The 19,540-nt window shown below is 41.8% G+C and carries 20 protein-coding genes; 10 read left to right on the forward strand and 10 right to left on the reverse strand.

Going from position 1 to position 19,540, the window contains the following annotated elements; genetic code table 11:
- Positions 1-84: 84 nt before the first annotated feature.
- Together GFB47_RS04900 and aat are read right to left on the reverse strand one after the other, a co-directional pair.
- Positions 85-777, reverse strand: coding sequence for an arginyltransferase (locus GFB47_RS04900; protein WP_153446950.1), 693 nt, complete (start codon positions 775-777; stop codon positions 85-87).
- 8 nt (positions 778-785) lie between these two features.
- Positions 786-1,508, reverse strand: a complete 723-nt coding sequence (gene aat, locus GFB47_RS04905; RefSeq protein WP_153446951.1) for a leucyl/phenylalanyl-tRNA--protein transferase — start codon at positions 1,506-1,508, stop codon at positions 786-788.
- 180 nt (positions 1,509-1,688) lie between these two features.
- Between aat and aroA the strand changes: the two genes are divergently transcribed.
- From aroA to pyrF, 7 genes are all read left to right on the forward strand, one after another.
- Positions 1,689-2,972 carry a 3-phosphoshikimate 1-carboxyvinyltransferase gene (aroA, locus tag GFB47_RS04910; RefSeq protein ID WP_153446952.1) on the forward strand — a complete coding sequence of 428 codons (1,284 nt, stop codon included), beginning with the start codon at positions 1,689-1,691 and terminating at the stop codon, positions 2,970-2,972.
- Between the two features lie 174 nt (positions 2,973-3,146).
- Positions 3,147-3,827, forward strand: a complete 681-nt coding sequence (gene cmk / locus GFB47_RS04915) for a (d)CMP kinase (RefSeq protein WP_153446953.1) — start codon at positions 3,147-3,149, stop codon at positions 3,825-3,827.
- Between the two features lie 171 nt (positions 3,828-3,998).
- Positions 3,999-5,669, forward strand: coding sequence for a 30S ribosomal protein S1 (rpsA, locus tag GFB47_RS04920; protein WP_153446954.1), 1,671 nt, complete (start codon positions 3,999-4,001; stop codon positions 5,667-5,669).
- Between the two features lie 73 nt (positions 5,670-5,742).
- A complete protein-coding gene (ihfB, locus tag GFB47_RS04925) occupies positions 5,743-6,027 on the forward strand; it encodes an integration host factor subunit beta (protein WP_153446955.1) in 285 nt (94 codons plus the stop codon).
- Positions 6,028-6,292: 265 nt separating this feature from the next.
- On the forward strand, positions 6,293-6,583 hold the full coding sequence (locus tag GFB47_RS04930; protein WP_153446956.1) for a LapA family protein: 291 nt from the start codon (positions 6,293-6,295) through the stop codon (positions 6,581-6,583).
- Between the two features lie 12 nt (positions 6,584-6,595).
- Entirely contained in the window at positions 6,596-7,765 is a 1,170-nt protein-coding gene (lapB, locus tag GFB47_RS04935; RefSeq protein ID WP_153446957.1) for a lipopolysaccharide assembly protein LapB, read from the forward strand.
- Between the two features lie 119 nt (positions 7,766-7,884).
- Positions 7,885-8,580, forward strand: a complete 696-nt coding sequence (gene pyrF / locus GFB47_RS04940) for an orotidine-5'-phosphate decarboxylase (protein WP_153446958.1) — start codon at positions 7,885-7,887, stop codon at positions 8,578-8,580.
- 93 nt (positions 8,581-8,673) lie between these two features.
- Here pyrF and GFB47_RS04945 read toward each other — a convergent pair whose 3' ends face one another.
- Positions 8,674-9,090 carry a VOC family protein gene (locus GFB47_RS04945; protein ID WP_153446959.1) on the reverse strand — a complete coding sequence of 139 codons (417 nt, stop codon included), beginning with the start codon at positions 9,088-9,090 and terminating at the stop codon, positions 8,674-8,676.
- Positions 9,091-9,186: 96 nt separating this feature from the next.
- Here GFB47_RS04945 and GFB47_RS04950 point away from each other — a divergent pair, with 96 nt between their 5' ends.
- Positions 9,187-10,002 (forward strand): alpha/beta fold hydrolase, encoded by an 816-nt coding sequence (locus GFB47_RS04950; protein WP_153446960.1) that lies wholly within the window; start codon positions 9,187-9,189, stop codon positions 10,000-10,002.
- Positions 10,003-10,043: 41 nt separating this feature from the next.
- Here GFB47_RS04950 and GFB47_RS04955 read toward each other — a convergent pair whose 3' ends face one another.
- The 7 genes from GFB47_RS04955 to elyC form a co-directional block, all read right to left on the reverse strand.
- The gene (locus GFB47_RS04955) at positions 10,044-10,358 is read right to left on the reverse strand and encodes a putative signal transducing protein (protein ID WP_153446961.1); all 315 of its coding nucleotides are present in this window, start codon (positions 10,356-10,358) and stop codon (positions 10,044-10,046) included.
- On the reverse strand, positions 10,355-10,993 hold the full coding sequence (locus GFB47_RS04960) for a CDP-alcohol phosphatidyltransferase family protein (RefSeq protein ID WP_153446962.1): 639 nt from the start codon (positions 10,991-10,993) through the stop codon (positions 10,355-10,357). The genes GFB47_RS04955 and GFB47_RS04960 overlap by 4 nt, the downstream gene beginning before the upstream one ends.
- Positions 10,983-11,696: an ATP-binding cassette domain-containing protein gene (locus GFB47_RS04965; protein ID WP_153446963.1), complete on the reverse strand. Its 714-nt coding sequence runs from the start codon at positions 11,694-11,696 to the stop codon at positions 10,983-10,985. The genes GFB47_RS04960 and GFB47_RS04965 overlap by 11 nt, the downstream gene beginning before the upstream one ends.
- Positions 11,693-13,486 (reverse strand): ABC transporter permease, encoded by a 1,794-nt coding sequence (locus GFB47_RS04970; protein ID WP_225874296.1) that lies wholly within the window; start codon positions 13,484-13,486, stop codon positions 11,693-11,695. Before GFB47_RS04970 ends, GFB47_RS04965 begins: the two co-directional genes overlap by 4 nt.
- A gap of 56 nt (positions 13,487-13,542) precedes the next feature.
- Positions 13,543-14,700 (reverse strand): ABC transporter substrate-binding protein, encoded by a 1,158-nt coding sequence (locus GFB47_RS04975; RefSeq protein ID WP_153446964.1) that lies wholly within the window; start codon positions 14,698-14,700, stop codon positions 13,543-13,545.
- Between the two features lie 310 nt (positions 14,701-15,010).
- On the reverse strand, positions 15,011-16,015 hold the full coding sequence (locus GFB47_RS04980) for a substrate-binding domain-containing protein (protein ID WP_153446965.1): 1,005 nt from the start codon (positions 16,013-16,015) through the stop codon (positions 15,011-15,013).
- 416 nt (positions 16,016-16,431) lie between these two features.
- Positions 16,432-17,226 (reverse strand): envelope biogenesis factor ElyC, encoded by a 795-nt coding sequence (elyC, locus tag GFB47_RS04985; RefSeq protein WP_153446966.1) that lies wholly within the window; start codon positions 17,224-17,226, stop codon positions 16,432-16,434.
- 111 nt (positions 17,227-17,337) lie between these two features.
- Here elyC and cmoM point away from each other — a divergent pair, with 111 nt between their 5' ends.
- Both cmoM and mukF read left to right on the forward strand, forming a co-directional pair.
- Positions 17,338-18,120 carry a tRNA uridine 5-oxyacetic acid(34) methyltransferase CmoM gene (gene cmoM, locus GFB47_RS04990; protein ID WP_153446967.1) on the forward strand — a complete coding sequence of 261 codons (783 nt, stop codon included), beginning with the start codon at positions 17,338-17,340 and terminating at the stop codon, positions 18,118-18,120.
- A gap of 66 nt (positions 18,121-18,186) precedes the next feature.
- Positions 18,187-19,539, forward strand: coding sequence for a chromosome partition protein MukF (gene mukF / locus GFB47_RS04995; RefSeq protein ID WP_153446968.1), 1,353 nt, complete (start codon positions 18,187-18,189; stop codon positions 19,537-19,539).
- Position 19,540: the final 1 nt, after the last annotated feature.

Below are 19,540 nucleotides of genomic sequence, written 5' to 3' on the forward strand. Positions count from 1 at the left end.
AACTGTTAGAAACGACAGTTTAAATAGGGGGTAATTATCTCAAGCTCATAAAAATAGAGCCTAAGATCAAAGTTGTTGCGTATTCTACCCTTGCCAACGTTGATTTACTAGCTTTTGATGGTGATGAAAGCGAACTTTGTAATTCATCGCTGGACAATCATCCACTTGGTAACCTAAATATAGCCATTGTTTGGCCAATTTTTTGCATTGCTCTAATTGCAATAAAATACACAAGGTTCCTAGTGATAGCGGGTGATCGGGTTGAAAGAAGGTGTAAAAAGCACTCAAGCAGTCATCAAGGTTATCGGTTACTGCTACCGCAATCAATTTGTCGTCTTCATAGACATGTAAAAATTGCGGCTCCATCCAATCAGTGTGCGAAAATTGGTCAAATGTTTCTTTGTTGGCTGGGTACATACTGCCAGTGCTGTGTCGCTGATTGATGTATTGTTCATAAAGATCGAACCACTGTGGATCCAGCTCAGATTGAAATACCCAACGTAACCCCGCCGCTTTATTTCGTATTCGTTTTTGACTTTTAGACAGTTGAATATGATTGACCGATAAGCGAATCGACTGACAGGCGTTACATTCATCGCAATGCGGTTTGTAAATCATATTGCCACTACGACGAAATCCATTGGCGAGAAACAACGCGTAATGCTCCGTGCTGTGGCAATCATCATCAAGTACCACCGCAATACGTTCCTCTTGCTCTGGCAAGTAGCTGCAAGGGTGGTTCTCAGTTAAACCAATTCTTATATTCGTATTTGACATAATAGTTCTTATTCTTTTGCAGCAGTAGGTGCATGTAACGTACGAGGTGAAAGCAAATCGCGCTCGATGGTTTTAGTGGTCAGTTGTTGTAAGGTTTGAATAAATACTGATCGCTCGAAAATATTCACCCCTAAACTGATTAAATGCGCGTTTTCGAGTTGGCAATCAATCAACTTTCCGCCGATAGAATCAAAATAATAACATAGATGCCAAAAGGCAATTTTTGAGGTGTTTGTTTGTAAAGAGAACATCGACTCACCACAAAAGACCTTTCCAATCAGCAGTCCATATAATCCACCGACTAATTGCTCGCCATCCCATACTTCAATTGAATGGCAATGACCCAGCTTGATCAAGTCAATATAAGCTTGTTGCATCTCGGTAGTGATCCAGGTTTCCTCGGCACTGCGAGTGGAAGCACATAACTCAATCACCTCTTTGGTCGCTTTGTTTAAGCTCACTTGATAATTAGATTGTCGCAAGCACTTTTTTAAGCTTTTTGATGGCGTAAATTCACTGGGTTTTAAGATCGCGCGTTTAGATGGGCTCCACCATAAAATAGGGTCATCATGAGAGTACCAAGGAAATATGCCGTTCTGATAAGCAGAAAGTAAGCGGATAGGCGATAGATCGCCACCAAACGCGAGTAGGCCATCGGGATCGGATAATGCCGTTTCAACCGCGGGAAAGGGCGTGTTGGGGTTTTCAAGGTACGGCAAGTGAATAGTCATAAATTCAATTTTTTGTTCGAGTATTAGATTAAGATATTACAGATGTCAGTTCGAGTAAAATACGGTTAACGAAACACCCGCTAGCCTTAACGCATTTTTTTGGTTAATCTGCCTATATCAGTTTCAATGAAGTACTTGTCTCTTCAGTTAATTTTCTAATATCAAGGAATATCGTCACGTATGGAAACCCTAACGCTACAACCCATTGATAAAATATCCGGTGAAGTGAACTTACCCGGTTCAAAAAGCGTGTCAAATCGCGCACTCTTACTTGCTACGCTGGCAACGGGCAAAACACGTCTCACCAATTTACTCGACAGTGATGATATTCGTCACATGTTGACTGCTCTGTCTGCTTTGGGGGTTCAATACCAGTTATCACATAACAACACGGTATGTGAGATTGAAGGTTTAGGCGGCGTGTTTAATGCGACTCAACCGCTAGAGTTATTTTTAGGTAATGCCGGAACGGCGATGCGTCCATTAGCGGCGGCATTATGTTTAGGCCAAGGTGAGTTTGTACTTACTGGCGAGCCAAGAATGAAAGAGCGCCCAATTGGCCATTTGGTTGATGCTTTGCGTACTGCTGGCGCGGATATTGATTATCTTGAAAATGATAATTATCCACCATTAAAAATTAATGCGACAGGTTTAAAAGCAGGTACAGTACGAATAGACGGTTCAATCTCAAGTCAATTCTTAACCGCATTTTTAATGACTGCGCCACTTGCACAAGGTGAGGTTCGGATTGAAATTGAAGGTGAACTTGTATCGAAACCTTATATCGATATCACTCTCGATATTATGGCCAAATTTGGCGTGCAAGTTGAAAATCAAAACTACCAGTCTTTTGTTATTCCTGCTGGTCAACATTATCAATCACCAGGCGATTTCCTCGTTGAAGGCGACGCTTCCTCGGCCTCTTACTTTTTAGCTGCTGCGGCAGTAAAGGGCGGGGAGATCAAAGTCACCGGTATTGGCAAAAATAGCATCCAAGGGGATATTCAATTTGCGGATGCGCTTGAGAAAATGGGCGCAGAAATAGAGTGGGGCGATGACTATGTACTGTGTCGCCGTAAAGATCTTAATGCGATCGATATGGATTTTAACCATATTCCTGATGCCGCAATGACGATTGCCACCGCAGCATTATTCGCCAAAGGTACCACCGCCATTCGTAACGTCTATAACTGGCGGGTGAAAGAGACCGATCGCTTATCGGCGATGGCAACTGAGTTACGCAAAGTGGGTGCGCAAGTGGAAGAGGGCAATGATTATATTATTATTACACCACCACAAAAGCTGATCCATGCTGCGATTGATACTTATGATGATCACCGCATGGCAATGTGCTTTTCCCTAGTGGCGTTGAGTGATACTGCAGTGACGATTAATGATCCGAAATGTACCTCTAAAACCTTCCCGACTTACTTTGAAAAGTTTGAAGCGTTGAGTCAGCATTAATCCGTTTAATAAATAATAAATTTCAAGGGCTTCTTTTATAGAAGCTCTTTTTGTTTGAGCCGTTTTTATTTTGATGATTTAAGAACAAAAATCGAATTAAACATGAAGTGAGTCCAACTTTTCGCTATAATTTGGCACCTTATTGGTATTCTTCTACTCTCTTGGAGATTTTTTATGTCGTCTCAACATCCGGTTATTACCGTCGATGGCCCTAGTGGCGCAGGTAAAGGCACATTGTGCATGCTACTGGCAGACAAGCTTAACTTCCATCTTCTTGATTCCGGAGCAATTTATCGGGTATTAGCATTAGCGGCTATTCATCATGGCATTGATATTGAATCTGAAGATGCACTTGTTCCAATTGCGACCCATCTTGACGTGCAATTTATTGCTGAGGGTGAGTTGGTTAAAGTGATCCTAGAAGGTGAAGACGTTTCTAAAGAATTGCGTAAAGAAGAAACCGGTACTGCCGCATCGAAAGTGGCTTCTCTGCCTCGTGTGCGTGAAGCATTATTACGTCGTCAGCGTGCTTTTGATACTAAGCCTGGTTTAGTGGCGGATGGTCGAGACATGGGAACCGTGGTTTTTCCACAAGCGGAAGCAAAAATATTCCTTGATGCTGCGGCAGAAGAAAGAGCGCTAAGACGCCTTAACCAGTTGCAACTTAAAGGGTTAAGTGGTAACTTTGACCAACTTTTATGCGACATTCAGGAGCGTGATGATCGTGACCGCAACAGAGCGGTAGCGCCTTTACGCCCTGCAGGTGACGCCTTAGTGATTGATTCTACGTCACTTTCTATTGAGGAAGTAGTAGAGAAATCGCTAGAATATATCAAATCTAAACTCGCTAAGTAGCTTTTAGCTCGGTGGGTCTTGCGTTTAGGATTAGATCTTAAACGCAGATTTCACTTAGGTTAAATACTTGGCGATAAGGACCGTCGGTCGCAAGGATGATGACTGGCTAATTTATCAACCCCATGCGGTAGGATACCCATGGACGTTTAATTATATGAAGATCTTATTATAATGACTGAATCTTTTGCTCAACTCTTTGAAGAGTCGCTAAACGAACTAGAATTCCGCCCAGGTACTATTGTAAAAGGTACTGTTGTTGCTATCGAGAACGGTTTCGTTCTTGTAGACGCAGGCCTTAAATCTGAATCTGCTATTCCAGCTGAACAATTCAAGAGCGCTACTGGCGAACTTGAAGTAGTTGTTGGTGATGAAGTAGATGTAGCGCTTGACGCGGTTGAAGATGGTTTCGGTGAAACTCAACTTTCTCGTGAGAAAGCTAAGCGTCACGAAGCGTGGATCGTTCTTGAGAAAGCTTGTGAAGAAGCTGAAACTGTTGTTGGTATCATCAACGGTAAAGTGAAAGGCGGTTTCACCGTTGAACTTAACGGTATCCGTGCATTCCTTCCTGGTTCTCTTGTTGACGTTCGCCCTATTCGCGATACTGCTCACCTAGAAAACAAAGAGCTAGAGTTCAAAGTAATCAAGCTTGACCAGAAACGTAACAACGTTGTTGTTTCTCGTCGTGCTGTTATCGAATCTGAAAACAGCGTTGAGCGTGACGAACTTCTTGAAACTCTACAAGAAGGTACTGAAGTTAAAGGTATCGTTAAGAACCTTACTGACTACGGTGCATTCGTTGACCTTGGTGGTGTAGATGGCCTACTTCACATTACAGATATGGCTTGGAAGCGTGTTAAGCACCCATCTGAGATCGTAAATGTTGGTGATGAAATCCTAGTTAAAGTTCTTAAGTTTGACCGTGAGCGCACTCGTGTTTCTCTAGGTCTTAAGCAACTTGGCGAAGATCCATGGGTAGCAATCGCTAAGCGTTACCCTGAAGGTCACAAACTAACTGGTCGTGTTACTAACCTAACTGACTACGGCTGCTTCGTAGAAATCGAAGAAGGCGTTGAAGGTCTAGTACACGTTTCAGAAATGGATTGGACTAACAAAAACATCCACCCATCTAAAGTGGTTAATGTTGGCGATGAAGTTGAAGTTATGGTTCTTGATATCGACGAAGAACGTCGTCGTATCTCTCTAGGCCTAAAACAATGTAAAGCTAACCCTTGGCAGACTTTCGCTGAAGCGCAAGCTAAAGGCGACAAAGTAACTGGTAAGATTAAGTCTATCACTGACTTTGGTATCTTCATCGGTCTTGACGGTGGAATCGACGGTCTTGTTCACTTATCTGACATTTCTTGGAATGCTCAAGGTGAAGAAGCGGTTCGTGACTACAAAAAAGGCGACGAGATCTCTGCAGTTGTTCTAGCAGTAGATGCTGATCGTGAGCGTATTTCTCTTGGCGTTAAGCAAATGGAAAACGACCCGTTCAATGCATATGTTGCTGACACCAAAAAAGGTACGCTTGTAAACGGTACTGTTACTGCAGTTGACGCAAAAGGTGCTACAATTGAACTAATTGAAGGTGTTGAAGGTTACATCCGTGCTTCAGAAGCAGCACGTGACCGTATCGAAGACGCATCTCTAGTGTTCAGTGTTGGTGATAGTGTTGAAGCGAAATTTACTGGTGTAGACCGTAAAAACCGCGTAATCAACCTATCTATCAAAGCTAAAGACGAAGCTGAAGAGCAAGAAGCAATGGCTACTCTAAACAAGGTTGATGAATCTTCGTTTGGTAACGCTATGGCTGACGCATTCAAGGCTGCTAAAGGCGAATAATACTGCCTATAGAAGGGAGCCGCTATGGCTCCCTTTTTTTTGATAAAGTTAGAGTAGAATGAGGGAATCACCTATGACTAAGTCTGAATTAATTGAAAGGCTCTGTGCACAACAGACACACCTATCAGCTAAAGAAATAGAAGATGCTGTAAAGGATATCCTTGAGCATATGGCTAATAAACTAGAAGCAGGTGATCGTATAGAAATCCGTGGTTTCGGAAGTTTTTCTCTGCATTATCGTGAACCACGTGTTGGACGTAATCCTAAATCGGGCGAAAAAGTGGAACTGGAAGGTAAATACGTTCCTCACTTTAAGCCAGGTAAAGAGCTTCGCGAGCGTGTGAACAGCAGTATTTAAATCATTGCAAGATGAAAAAAAGCGGCATACCTTTATTGGTTGCCGCTTTTTGTTTTTTAACTCGAAGTTTAATCGAGAAATATTGTTGATATATTGACCATAGTTGAATGTTATAAATGATAGTTATCATATAAGAAATTCGCCAAGTTATGACCGGTATTAACCTTTCGAATAATATTTTGTGCTTTCTACGATTGGTATTGGAGTGTCACCGGAATTTGCTGCATAATTAGAAGTATTGTATGGACGCTGATGAGTGCTAATAATGAAAGTTATAAAAATAATAATAGCGATTGCCTTATTTCTTATCGCCCTTGCTTTAGGGGCTCAAAATCAAGAGATGGTAAAATTTAACTATTTGATTGCTCAAAATGAATTTCATTTATCTACCTTACTGGGTGGTGTCTTCATTGTCGCTTTTGGCCTTGCTTGGTTGATCTTTGGTAGCTTATATTTAAAATCCAAATTAACCATCGCACGTTTACGAAAGCAATTAGCGAAAAGCAAAAAATCAGTGTCTTCTTCTTCTTCATCACTACCAGATATTAAAGGTTAGGTTTATTCGTTAATGCTAGAGCTACTGTTTCTACTATTACCTATTGCAGCCGCTTATGGCTGGTATATGGGTCATCGTAGTGCTCGACATGATAAGCAAGAACAATCCCATCAGATCTCTCGACAATACGTCAAGGGTCTTAACTTGCTGCTGTCTGAACAATCTGACAAAGCGGTTGATCAGTTTATTGAACTGCTTCAGATCGATGATGAAACCATAGATACCCATCTCGCGTTGGGCAATCTATTTCGTCGTCGTGGCGAAGTTGACCGCGCTATCCGTATTCATGAGAATTTGATTTCTCGAGAAGGCTTAACCATAGATCAAAAAAATATCGCACTACAACAATTAGCCAAAGACTATATGGTTTCAGGTTTTTTTGACCGAGCTGAAAAAATATTTGAACAATTAGTTGAAGAACCTGAACATAAAGAACAAGCCTTGCTGCAACTGGTTACGATTTATCAGCAAACTCGTGAGTGGAGCAAAGCGATTCAATATGGTGATGCTTTAGTTGCCATGGGCAGAAAAAGAATTCGTCGTGATTTGGCGCATTTTTGGTGTGAACTTGCGATGCATGAAGTCAGTTTAACCAATACCTCAAAAGCTATTTTGTATTTTAAACGCGCACTCACCGAAGATCCAAAATGTGTGCGAGCTAATATTGCGCTAGGTAATATCTATTTAGAATCAGAACGTTACAGTGAAACAATCCAATGTTTAGAGAAGGTTCTTGAACAAGATATTGATTTTACTTCAGAAGTACTACCAACACTATCCGACTGCTATCATCAAATTGGCAATGATGCCGGTATGCTGGAATTTTTACGCAAATCGATTGGGTTAAAAGCGGGGGTATCCTCCGAGTTAATGTTGGCTCAAATGGTGGCTCAGCATGAAGGTATAGCTTCGGCTCAGACATTATTAACGAAACAACTGATCAAAAACCCAACCATGAAAGGCTTCTATCGCCTAATTGATTATCATATTGCAGAGGCGGAAGAAGGTCGAGCAAAGGACAGCCTCACCACATTACAAGAGATGGTAGGGGGGCAAATGAAAGCAAAACCTCATTATCAATGTCGTAAATGTGGCTTTGCGACTCATGCGCTTTATTGGCATTGTCCTTCGTGTAAAGGCTGGGGACTTATCAAGCCTATTCGTGGGTTAGATGGTGAGTAAAATTAAGCGATAATAACCAATATAATATAATCGCTAAACCATTGGTCGTTAGTGGATGACATTGCCATTTAGCGGCCAATTGTTTATCTATTATTCGACATATAAAGTTAGGAGTGACAATGTTAGATCCAAAAGTGATAGTAGCCTTAGACTATGAGAATCAAGCTGATGCGTTAAGCTTTGTTGATAATATTGATCCTAACAGCTGCCGTTTAAAAGTTGGCAAAGAAATGTTCACTTTATTTGGCCCGGAATTTGTACGTCAACTGCACCAACGTGGATTTTCTGTTTTCCTAGACTTGAAATTTCATGATATCCCAAATACTTGCTCAAAAGCAGTTCGCGCGGCAGCAGAACTGGGCGTCTGGATGACCAATGTGCACGCCAGTGGCGGTGAGCGTATGATGACCACATCACGCGAAATTCTAGAACCGTATGGAAAAGATCGCCCACTACTGATCGCGGTGACGGTACTCACGAGTATGGAGCAATCTGATCTGGCCGGTATTGGTCTAGATGTCGAACCACAAACTCAAGTACAGCGTTTAGCGATGCTAACCAAAAATAGTGGTTTAGATGGAGTTGTGTGTTCAGCTCACGAATCAAGCCTGCTAAAACAAGCGTTAGGGAACGAGTTTAAGTTAATCACACCAGGCATTCGTCCTGCTGGCAGTGCGGCAGGGGATCAACGTCGAATTATGACTCCGTCGGATGCGATGCAAGCCGGTTCCGATTACCTAGTGATAGGGCGCCCGATCACGCAAGCGAGTAATCCAAACCAAGTGCTGATTGATATTAATGCCAGGCTGGCTTAATTAACTGTAGTGGAGAAAGTAATAGGTGGTGTTGAATGAAAGCACCACCTACGTTTACTTTTAGTTAGTTAGTTAGTTAGTGAACCAGTAAGGCTATAAATCATTATTTCTTTCACTGGGAATATCACTTAAATATTCTACGAATTCCACCTCAAACCCCGCAGGATCGATGAAATAAACATTACAACGAAATGGATTATCGGCGCCTGGTTTGGCAATAGAGTAGCCAGCTTGTTGCAGGCGCTCAATCGTAGCACTCAGGTTATTGGTCACATAAGCAAAGTGGGCCAAGCCGGTTTGATGACCACTTAAGTCTCTATTTTCTCCTACACCATTATCACTGAGTGCAATATAGTAATCGTCATCCCCAAAGTGCAACCAATGTCTTGGCTTGCCATTCCAATCGCTATCTCCTTCACTGCGAATACTCCAATGCGGAAATGCAGCTTGATAAAAATTGAGCATGGCAGGAACATCACTGACCACCAGATTGATGTGTTCTAAATACATTGCTTTCATCCTTGTCATTGTTATTTTCACACACTTTGATTATCTTTAATTGAGCGGAGCTGTGTTATACTTTGTGCTCAAGTGAAGAGGTAAATCATGACAAAACCACTACTATTCCATAAATCATATCAACATCCAACCAGTACTGAGTGGGTGGTATTTGTGCATGGTGCAGGTGGCAGTTCTGCGATTTGGTTTAAGCAACTTAAAGCTTACCGTGAACACTTTAATATCCTACTAATTGATTTGCGTGGTCATGGCCGCTCAAATAAAATCATTAAAGATATCATAACCAAAAGTTACTCCTTTAAAGATGTGACCCTCGATGTTATTCAAGTCATCGATCATATGAAAATTGCATCGGCGCACTTTGTTGCAATTTCACTTGGCACTATTATTGTGCGTAATTTAGCAGAGTTACAGCCTGAACGAGTAAGAAGTATGGTATTAGGTGGGGCAATCACCCGTTTAAATACCCGTTCTCAAGTGTTAGTTAAGCTCGGCGATATGTGCAAACACGTCTTGCCTTATATGTGGTTATACAGCTTGTTTGCCTATGTCATCATGCCTCAATCGAGTCAAAAAGAATCACGTCATTTATTCATTAATGAAGCCAAAAAACTGTGCCAAAAAGAATTTAAACGTTGGTTTAAGCTGTCTGCGGATGTGAACCCTATGATGCGCTACTTTCGTGAACGAGAATTAGCGATCCCAACCCTTTATTTGATGGGGGATATGGATTACATGTTTATTCGCCCAGTGAAAGAGATGGTTAAAAAACATAAGTTAAGCCAATTATGCGAGCTGCCAAATTGTGGTCATGTTTGTAATATAGAAAAACCGCAAGAATTCAATTTTCATTCCATCGCTTTCATTCATCAACATAGCAACGCAATCAACACAGCAACGTGACAGCTTAAGAATTCGTTTGTTGTGGGTTTACGCAGAGTAGATTATTCGACTCTTTGAGCTTCACAATTCCAGCATAAAGGAAATTGTGCTTCTACCATCTCGCCACAGGTATCGCATTGCCAATCAGGCGCATATTCAACCGGTTGCGTTTCGTAATCGGAGATGATCGTTCTTGCTTGTGACTCATCTTGTTGATGCAATAACCAAATGTAAGGGTCGGTTTCATTGCTAAATGGGATTTCACCTTTAAGACTAAATAAATCTTCCGCGTATACCTTCGCTTCAATTCCTTGGCTTTGCAATAAACCACATACGATATGCGCCTCAATTGGGTTACTGGCACTGTAGATTTTCATTCTGATCCCTTATTACGTGATTGAGCGTGCAGGTTAAGAGTGTGAAACCCTGACCAAATTCGATTTGCAGTGGTGATAAAGCACAGCGAGGCAAAAATATAGGCAAATATTGCGAAGTGCTGCGGCCATAAACAACAAATAATAAATAATGCGATTGTCTCGCTGCCTTCGGTGATCCCTGCGATATAATACAAAGACTTATTTGGGTAAATAGGGTTATCAATTCCCAATTTTGCCGCCACTGATGCAAAGGCTAAAAAACTGCTTCCTGTACCGACAAACGAAACTAATAGTATTGCACCCGCAATGGCATTTTGTTGTGGCTCGGCCAGAATAAACCCTAATGGCATTAGCGCATAAAACATAAAATCTAAGCTGATATCTAAAAATCCGCCAGCTTCGGTGATCTTGCTTTGTCTGGCGATCGCCCCATCTAATCCATCAGCAATGCGATTAATAATAATGAGGAGCAACGCTAAAGTGTAATGCTGAGACCAGAGTGCAGGCAGTGCCAATAGACCAATTAAAAAGCCCACGACAGTAACTTGGTTGGCGCTAATATTGCGCTTGATGAGAAGGTTAGCCCCTACAGTTAAAGGCTTTTTAATGTAAGGAATAATATGTTTATCGAACATGCATTTTGCTCTTGGTTAAATGGTCGTCGTTTTTGATTAATGTATTGGCTAAGTTACCAGCGTTATTACTTAATTGCCCCCATTCCAAGATAGATCCTGAAGGCGGTGCATCATTGCGATCATGACTTACCATCAAGGTTGGAATTTGATGCTCAGATAATTGGGCAAAGACCCATTGTCGAAAACTGCTACGAGAGTGTTGATCTAACTGACTAAAAGGTTCATCGAGTAAAGCGACTTTTGGTTTGGCTTGCAACATACGCAATAAACTAATGCGGGCCCTTTGCCCTCCCGATATTTGTGTTGGCATCGAATAAGCCAGTGGTTGTAATTCAACCTCTTGAAGGCAAGCTAATGCAAGGGATTTTCGTTGCTGTTTCTTGATGTTGTCCGGTAGGGCGATGGCGATATTTTCCCAAACATTTAAGTGCGGAAAGAGTAAATCATCCTGGAATAACAACCCGACTTGTCTTAGGTGCGGCGCTAATAAATGAATGTCATCACCATCAATACTCATATTCCCTTTGAGAGTAAAATCGGCGGCTAAATGTCCAGCTATGGCACTGAGTAGAGTCGATTTTCCGCAGCCGCTTGGTCCCATGATAGTGATAATTTCACCAGCTGGAATACTAAGATTTACCCCACGGCATAAATACTCACCGTTGTGAGCTTGGATATCGAGGTCTTGTAATACTAAACTCATTTCACCAGCCTTTTGTGAGTATTTGGATGCAAGCCTGATGATTGTTTTGTTTGATGTGTCGATGTCATCGAGGCTGTTTTTGGGCGGACTCTTGTTGGGCGGAATCTTGATGTTGCAGTCCAAGTATGGAAGCTCAACTTGCTTAAATATCGCCGACACTTATTGGCACTCAGAGCAATAACAAAAAAGATCAAAGGTAATAAAGCTTGCCACAGGGCATATAAAGCCATAATGCGACGATCATGGCCACTGGATAATGCAACCGCTTCGGTGGTTAAAGTGCTTATCCGTCCCGCGCCTAACATTTGAGTTGGCAAGTATTGAGCTAAGCTGACACTGATGCCAACCGCCCATGCAAACACAATAGCATTAAATAAGATCGGCATTTTTACTTTTAACCATGCTCGCCATGGAGACAAGCCTAAACTTTGCGCCGTTTGAGTAAGCCTGATTGGAAAGCTTTTCCACGGGCCATCAAGCGCCATATAAATATAAGGGAAAGCAAAAAAGCAATGGGCCCATAATACCCAGAGATAATAAGGCGAACTTTCAAACCACAAGGTGGCCACTTGAATACCAAATAATAACGAAAGTTGCGGGATCAACATCGGCAGTGCAATAAGATAAATTGGAAGTGCCAAACGATATTTCTGACGATATTCATGCGCGATAATCGCTAAAATTAACGCGGCTAAACTGCTGAGTAAGGCAATATAAACACTGGTGAGTAAAGTTTGCTGAATATACGGCCACTCGCTGAACCAAAAACGCCCGCTCCAATGTGAGGGCAATAGGTCGGGAAACGACCAACGCAAAGCAAAGGTCCAAATTAAGATCATTGGAATAACGGCAATACTGACTGATGCAATGATAGGAAAGGTCAGATTGGCAATGCGCCAACGCCGTTTACTGGTCGAGTCTGTGCGTCGTCCACGGATTAACCATTGTCGTTGATAGCTTAAAAAATAAACTTCAAGCGCCCATAAAAAGGCAATTAATGCACTGCATAGCAGAAAGAGGATCGCCGCGCCTGCCGCCGCCCTAGGGAGTAAAGCCAGATCGGGTTGGTTAAACCATTGCCAAACCAACACCGCAAAAGTAGGAGGGTTAGTCGGGCCGACTATCCAACTGACATCGACTACTGAGGCAGAATAAGCGATCACAGTAAATAATGGAAAGCGTATATGTTTCCACCATTGTGGCAAGATCAAACGCCACCACGCTTGTGTATTTGAGTACTGCAAACTGTGCGCAACTTGTAGTGTTTGTTTTACTTTTAGATTATTTAAAATAGGGATGCTCATTAGCAATAGAAAAGGGGTTTCTTTGATAGCTAATGCGATAGAAAGACCGATAGCATATTGATCCGGTACAGAAATCCAAGTGGATCCCGAGTGAGTGTCAAGCAGTGATTCAATCAGCCTTGCCAGCCATCCAGTATCGGAAAATAAAAATAAAAAACCGATGGCAAACGCAACATGTGGCAACGCTAATAGAGGGGCGAGTGTTTTTTCTATTCGTTGCCATGCTTTAGTTTGCCAGTAGCTTTGCAAAATACTAAAACAAGCGATAGCGGCAATAAAGGTACTCAATAATGCGCTCCACACCGAAAGCATAAGTGATTGCCATACTCCCGGCCAATCAAAAACTTGTATAAAAGCTAAGAGATTAACATGATGGCTTCCCAATACCGGAATGTAGTTAAATGCAGGTAGCACCATGCCGACCACCCCAGGCAGTAATGGAAAAATAGCAATCATTAACACCAACACATAACCGACTCTAAGCATACGACTCCAATGAGTGTGGGATTGTTTTTTGTTGATAAATCTTTATGCAAGTCAAGCTATTGACCATATCGTTGTAGCCAAGCTTGTTCTAAAGCGCTTTGCCAACTTGGGTGAGGCTCTGCAACCGATGGAAATAATTGAGTCTTTTTAGCATCGCCCATTAGGTATTTCGCTTGTAATACTGATGGGTCGCCCCAGACATCAAGATCGCCTTTGTGGGATTGTGCGGCAGGGCTGAGTAAGAAATTAATCACCACCAAAGCGCCTTCTTTACTCGCAGCATTCCAAGGTATGGCTAAAAAGTGAATGTTGGACAGTGCGCCAGATTGCCAAGCAAATGTACTGGTAGTGGTGGCAAGTTTGCCCGCAGCTTGAGCAGAAAAAACTTCATTGGGGTTAAAAGTTAGTGCCATATCAATTTGACCGTCATCAAGCATTTGGATGAGTTCAGGTTGATTAATAGGGAATTGTTTACCTTGTTTCCAAGCCACTGGGTGCAGTTGATCTAAATAGGCCCACAAAGGCGCCGTTACGGTAGCGAAATCCACTTCTTCGACAGGTTTATTGAGTACGGTCGGATCACTCGCCAGTTCAATTAATAAGGCTTTTAAAAAGCTAGTGCCATGAAATTGCGGCGGTTTAGGGTAAGTGACTTTACCTGGGTGGGCTTTGGCATAGCGAAGTAGGCTTTGCGCGGATGTTGGTGGTTGGTTTAAGGTATTTTTGTCATAGATAAATACCAATTGACCGATACCCCATGGCGCTTCAAGCCCTAGCGTTGGTTCTGAGAAATCTTTTTCGACCGGCAGCGTTTTATCCACCAGTGTCCAGTTCGGCAGTTGATGAACAAAGGGGCCTAATAATAAGTGATTTTGTTTCATGGACTTAAAGTTTTCGCCATTGATCCAAACCATATCAACACTACCAGATTGATCTTTTCCTGCGGCTTTTTCAGCGATTAAGCGAGCGGTGGTTTCTGCAATATCGGTAACCTTAACATGATGCAAATTAATCCCATATTGCTGTTTAACTTGTATGCCAACCCAGCGTAAATATTGGTTGATTTCCTGGCTGCCACCCCAAGCATTAAAATACACATTTTGTCCTTTGGCTTTCGTTTCTACATCGGACCAATTATTGTCATTAGCAGAAGCACTAAAGCTTGATAAGGTACTTGATACCGCGAGTAAGCAAACAAATAAAAAACCTTTCATATCCATCCTTGTCGTTTATTCCATGTTGCAATTTTATTCTAGTAAAGTAGACACTCGCATAAGCAGAAAACTTTCATCAAAATAGATAATACCCATTCCATTTAATATTTAATCAATTTGAATACGTCGAAAAGACGCTGCTCCGTCCTTGGTCGCTTGAGAAAAGGACATCCATAGCCTTAGACACTTTTCTCTGTACTCAATTTTGAAGGATCATTAAATTTATGGAATTGGTATAACGTATTGATAGCACAATTTTAGGTATAAAAAAGGCCAGAACAGTGGCCGACCTTGGTATAAAACAATCGAATTAATTCAATTTTTTGACGGTTGAGCGTTCGATGATTTCAGGAACCATTTCAAATACTTGCTTGGCGTGGGCTTTATCTTTAATACGTTCAAGTAAAATTTCAATCGCCGTTTTACCTAAACGTCGCTTAGGTTGGTGAATTGTGGTTAATGGCGGCGAAAAATAAGGGGAGAGATCAATGTTATCATAGCCAATCACTGAAATATCTTCAGGCACTCGCAGATCTTTTTCTTGCAGGCGACTCATTAAACCCAAAGCCATAATGTCGTTAAAACAGAACACAGCACTTGGTTTTTTATCCATCGCTAAAATTTTATCCGCTGCGATAACCGCAGTATCACACTCAAAGTTACCTTCAAGTAGCCATTCATCTGGTATGGTTAAACCTTTTTCTGCCATTGCACGTTTACAACCGGCAATACGTTCTTTACATGCTGCTTTCTCAAAATGACCACTTAAACAAGCAATATCGGTATGGCCGTGATCGAGCAGGTAACGAGTGGCTAAGTAACCACCTTCTTCAGAATTATCGACGATTTTATCGGCTTTTGATGTCTCAGGGCCCCAATCCATCACGACTTTTGGAATGTCAGGATGACCATCAAGCATTTTTTGTAAATCTTCATCCAGATCAGAACACATCACAAGTAACCCATCGACGCGTTTGCCGGCCAACATGCGAACATAATCACGTTGCTTTTCTACTAAACCGCCAGTATTACATAAGATCAAGGTATAGCCTTGGCGATAACAATAGCTTTCGACACCTTCAACCACTTCGGCAAAGAATGGGTTGGTTGATTGAGTGACTAACATACCAATGGTGCTGGTGGTATTGCATTTTAAACTACGTGCGACGGCGCTTGGGGCATAATTTAATTCATCAACGGCTGCCATCACGCGCTCTTGAGTTGCTTCTGCTACAAAGCGAGTTTTATTGATCACGTGCGAAACGGTTGTCGTAGACACCCCTGCAATACGTGCGACGTCTTTAATTGTAGCCATAATGATTTCCTTAATGCCGCCGGAAAAAGCCAGCGAATCGATATTGAATTTAATAGTGATAGCTATTTGGGTTGGAAAATGTGTCGCAAAAATCCATAAATAGATACGAGCAAACCAGTGTTGTAATTAATTGTGTTAAAAATCAGGGTGTTATTTTATTATTATAATTTTTTGAAGAGGGATCTTAGTCTTAATTTTAACCGCTGACAATCACCAAGTGATAATTTCTTACTATTTGTTTGAGTCTTGCATTATCAGCGCCAATAAAATAATAATTTAAGCACTAACCTATAATAGTTAAAAGCGGTATCGTTTGCATCAAGTAAGATAGAAACAAATGTCGACATGGATAAAATTGGGAAGTGAAGGTTTGGCTAGTAGGCCAGAGATAGACCTACTATTGTTAGCTTAGAGGCTTATACACTGGTTGGTTGCACCGCGGTTTTTTCATCGGACAAACTGTTGCGAATAACCTGCCACCAACGACCCAGTTGCTCGTGCCAATAACGCTCACTTTGCTCCAGATATTTCGATTGAGGGGTGAAGCGTTCCCAAGCTTGATTGATGTTATCGACCGCTAAATAATTGGTTGGCGCAGGGATCGGATCCAAATCAGCAGAATGAAAATCATTTAGTGCGCGTTGCATATGACTGGCCGATGTTACTAACACTAAACGTTTATTACCCACAAAGCCGGCGGCTTGATGAGACTCTTCCCACGTATCTTTGGCACTTTCTAATAAAATAATATCCGCTTTCGCTATTCCTAACGATACTGCGACATTGGCCATCATACGTGCATTGCTGACCGATGAACCGGCGGCGTAACCCGATAAAATCAATTTAGCACCGGGATACATGCGTAAAATGCGGATCCCTTCTGCTAGGCGCATTAAGCCAGTTCGAGATAATTCGGAGGTTGGGGGGATTTCATCATCGACCGTATGGCCACTGCCAAGAACCATCACATAATCAATCGATCCTTCAACCGGTAAAAATGCAGTATATTGGCGTTCGGTTGGTTTTAATAAACTGGTGGCGACGGGTTGGAAAGATAAAAGGAAGATCCCTAATAAAGAGATAAAAGTGAAGATACAACCAGTACCGCGTCGTGAGGTAAACATGATCAAAAATAGGCCTAAAAAGCCAATGATCAGTAATGCAGGCAGCGGCATCATAAAGGATGACACGATTTTTTTTAACTCAAACATTATAGATAGTCCGAAAAGTAATCATTTGGTCAATAAATAGCAGTAATTTCTTTATTCCTGAATTTGCTGTGACAGAATACACGCAATGTTCAGTTATCTTAAAATAAAAGAATGAATAAAGACCGAAACTTTGATGATATTGCACAAAAATTCGCCAAAAATATCTATGGTTCTGATAAAGGTGAAATCCGTCAGACAATTATTTGGCAAGACATGGAACAGATCTTAAATAAATTAGATGCTGATCTCAAAAAACTTAGCATTTTAGATGCCGGTGGCGGTTTGGCACAAATGTCACAAAAGGTGGCACAACTCGGTCATCAGGTTGTTCTATGTGATATTTCCAGTGAAATGTTAGCACTAGCCCAACAAGATATCATATCAAATCAACTGGAAGCACAATTTACCTTTATTCATTCAGCATTACAAAACTTAACTGAGCAGTTCGATAAACCCGTTGATCTAGTTTTATTTCATGCAGTTATGGAATGGCTCGAAAATCCACAACAGGTTTTACAAACAGTATTAGAGAAAGTGAAGCCGGGCGGTATCGCATCGGTAATGTTTTATAATCATCATGGACTGGTTTTGAAAAATGTAACTTGTGGTAATATCCCCCATATTTTGCAAGGTATGCCACATCGAAAACGATTTAAGTTGCAACCGCAAAAAGGTCTGTATCCACATGAAGTGTATCAATGGATAGAAAACGAAGGCTTCATTATTAAAGGTAAGTCAGGGATCCGCTGCTTCTCTGATTACATTGGTGATCAACAATATATGGGTGATTATCAACTTGAAGATATCGTGGCATTAGAGCAACAACTGTGTCGCACTGAGCCTTATCTCTCATTAGGTCGTTATATTCATGTGTGGGCTCAAAAAACACTGTGAAAGAAAACGGATGTATGGCCAATTGGTATCAATCAGTTGGTATAAACAGGATAAACAGGAACGAGAATGAGTGAAATAACTCAAGACGTTGTCGAGCCGAATATCAGTCAGCAGCCATTAGATGAGCTGGTTGGTTGGGTTAAACAACACGATTTTTCATTAGATCTTAGCCCCGAGAGATTGGCATTTTTGATCTCAATTGCGGTATTGAGCAATGAAAGCTTTGATCAAGAGCTGGGCGAAGGTGAATTACACGATTCATTTAAAATCGTTACCCGTCAGTTTGAAGAAACCGGTGAAGCATCTGCTTTTCGCGCCAACAATGCGATTAACGAATTAGTGTCACAACGCCTGATCAGCCGTTTTGTCAGCGAAATGACCGATGGTGCAAGCATATATCGTTTATCACCGCTGGGTGTTGCGATCACCGATTATTACGTTCGTCATCGTGAGTTCTCTAAACTCAAATTGTCGATCCAACTGTCATTGGTGTCGGATGAAATGTCTAAAGCGGTCGAATCGGCGCAGCAAGCGAGCACTCTAGGTCAATGGCAGAAAAATGTTTACGGCGTGCTCAAATATTCAGTCAGTGAGATTTTTGATCGCATTGATTTGAACCAACGCGCGATGGACGATCAGCAAATTGAAATCAAAGCGCAAATTGCCGAGCTATTAAATCAAGATTGGCGTGAAGCGATCAGCAGTTGCGAGAATTTATTGTCCGAAACCTCCAGTACGCTCAATGAATTACAAGATACCTTGCAAGCCGCCGGTGATGAATTGCAATCCCAACTGTTGGATATTCAACAGCTGATTTATGGCCAAGACGATCTAGAACTTATTGATACGATCTTATTTTCACTGCAAACCAAGCTAGACCGGATCATCAGTTGGGGCCAGCAAGCGATTGATTTGTGGATTGGTTATGATCGCCATGTGCATAAATTTATCCGTACCGCGATTGATATGGACCAAAACCGCGCCTTCAGTCAGCGTTTGCGTCAATCGGTTACCGATTACTTCGACGCACCTTGGTATATGGTACATTCCGATGCTGAGCGTTTGCGCGATATGCGTGATGAAGCGATGATATTGCGTGACGATGAAGTGACCGGTTTTGTTCCCGATGAAGTGGAATATGAAGAATTAAGCGTGGTAGACGATGAACTGAGTCTGCGCGTAGAAGCGATGCTAAAAGCCCACCAACAAACAGGGCAAGCTATCGATCTCGGTTTGGTACTGCGCGATTATTTGGCGCAACACCCAACCACTCAACATTTTGATTTAGCCAGAATGGTGGTCGATCAAGCGGTAAGAATGGGGTATTCGGAATCCGATTACCAAGCAATTCAACCTGATTGGCAAGCAATTAATAACTTTGGCGCAAAGGTACAAGCAAATGTCATCGATAAATACTGAT

Origin of the sequence: Vibrio algicola (genome assembly GCF_009601765.2) — a bacterium.
Lineage (GTDB): Bacteria > Pseudomonadota > Gammaproteobacteria > Enterobacterales > Vibrionaceae > Vibrio > Vibrio algicola.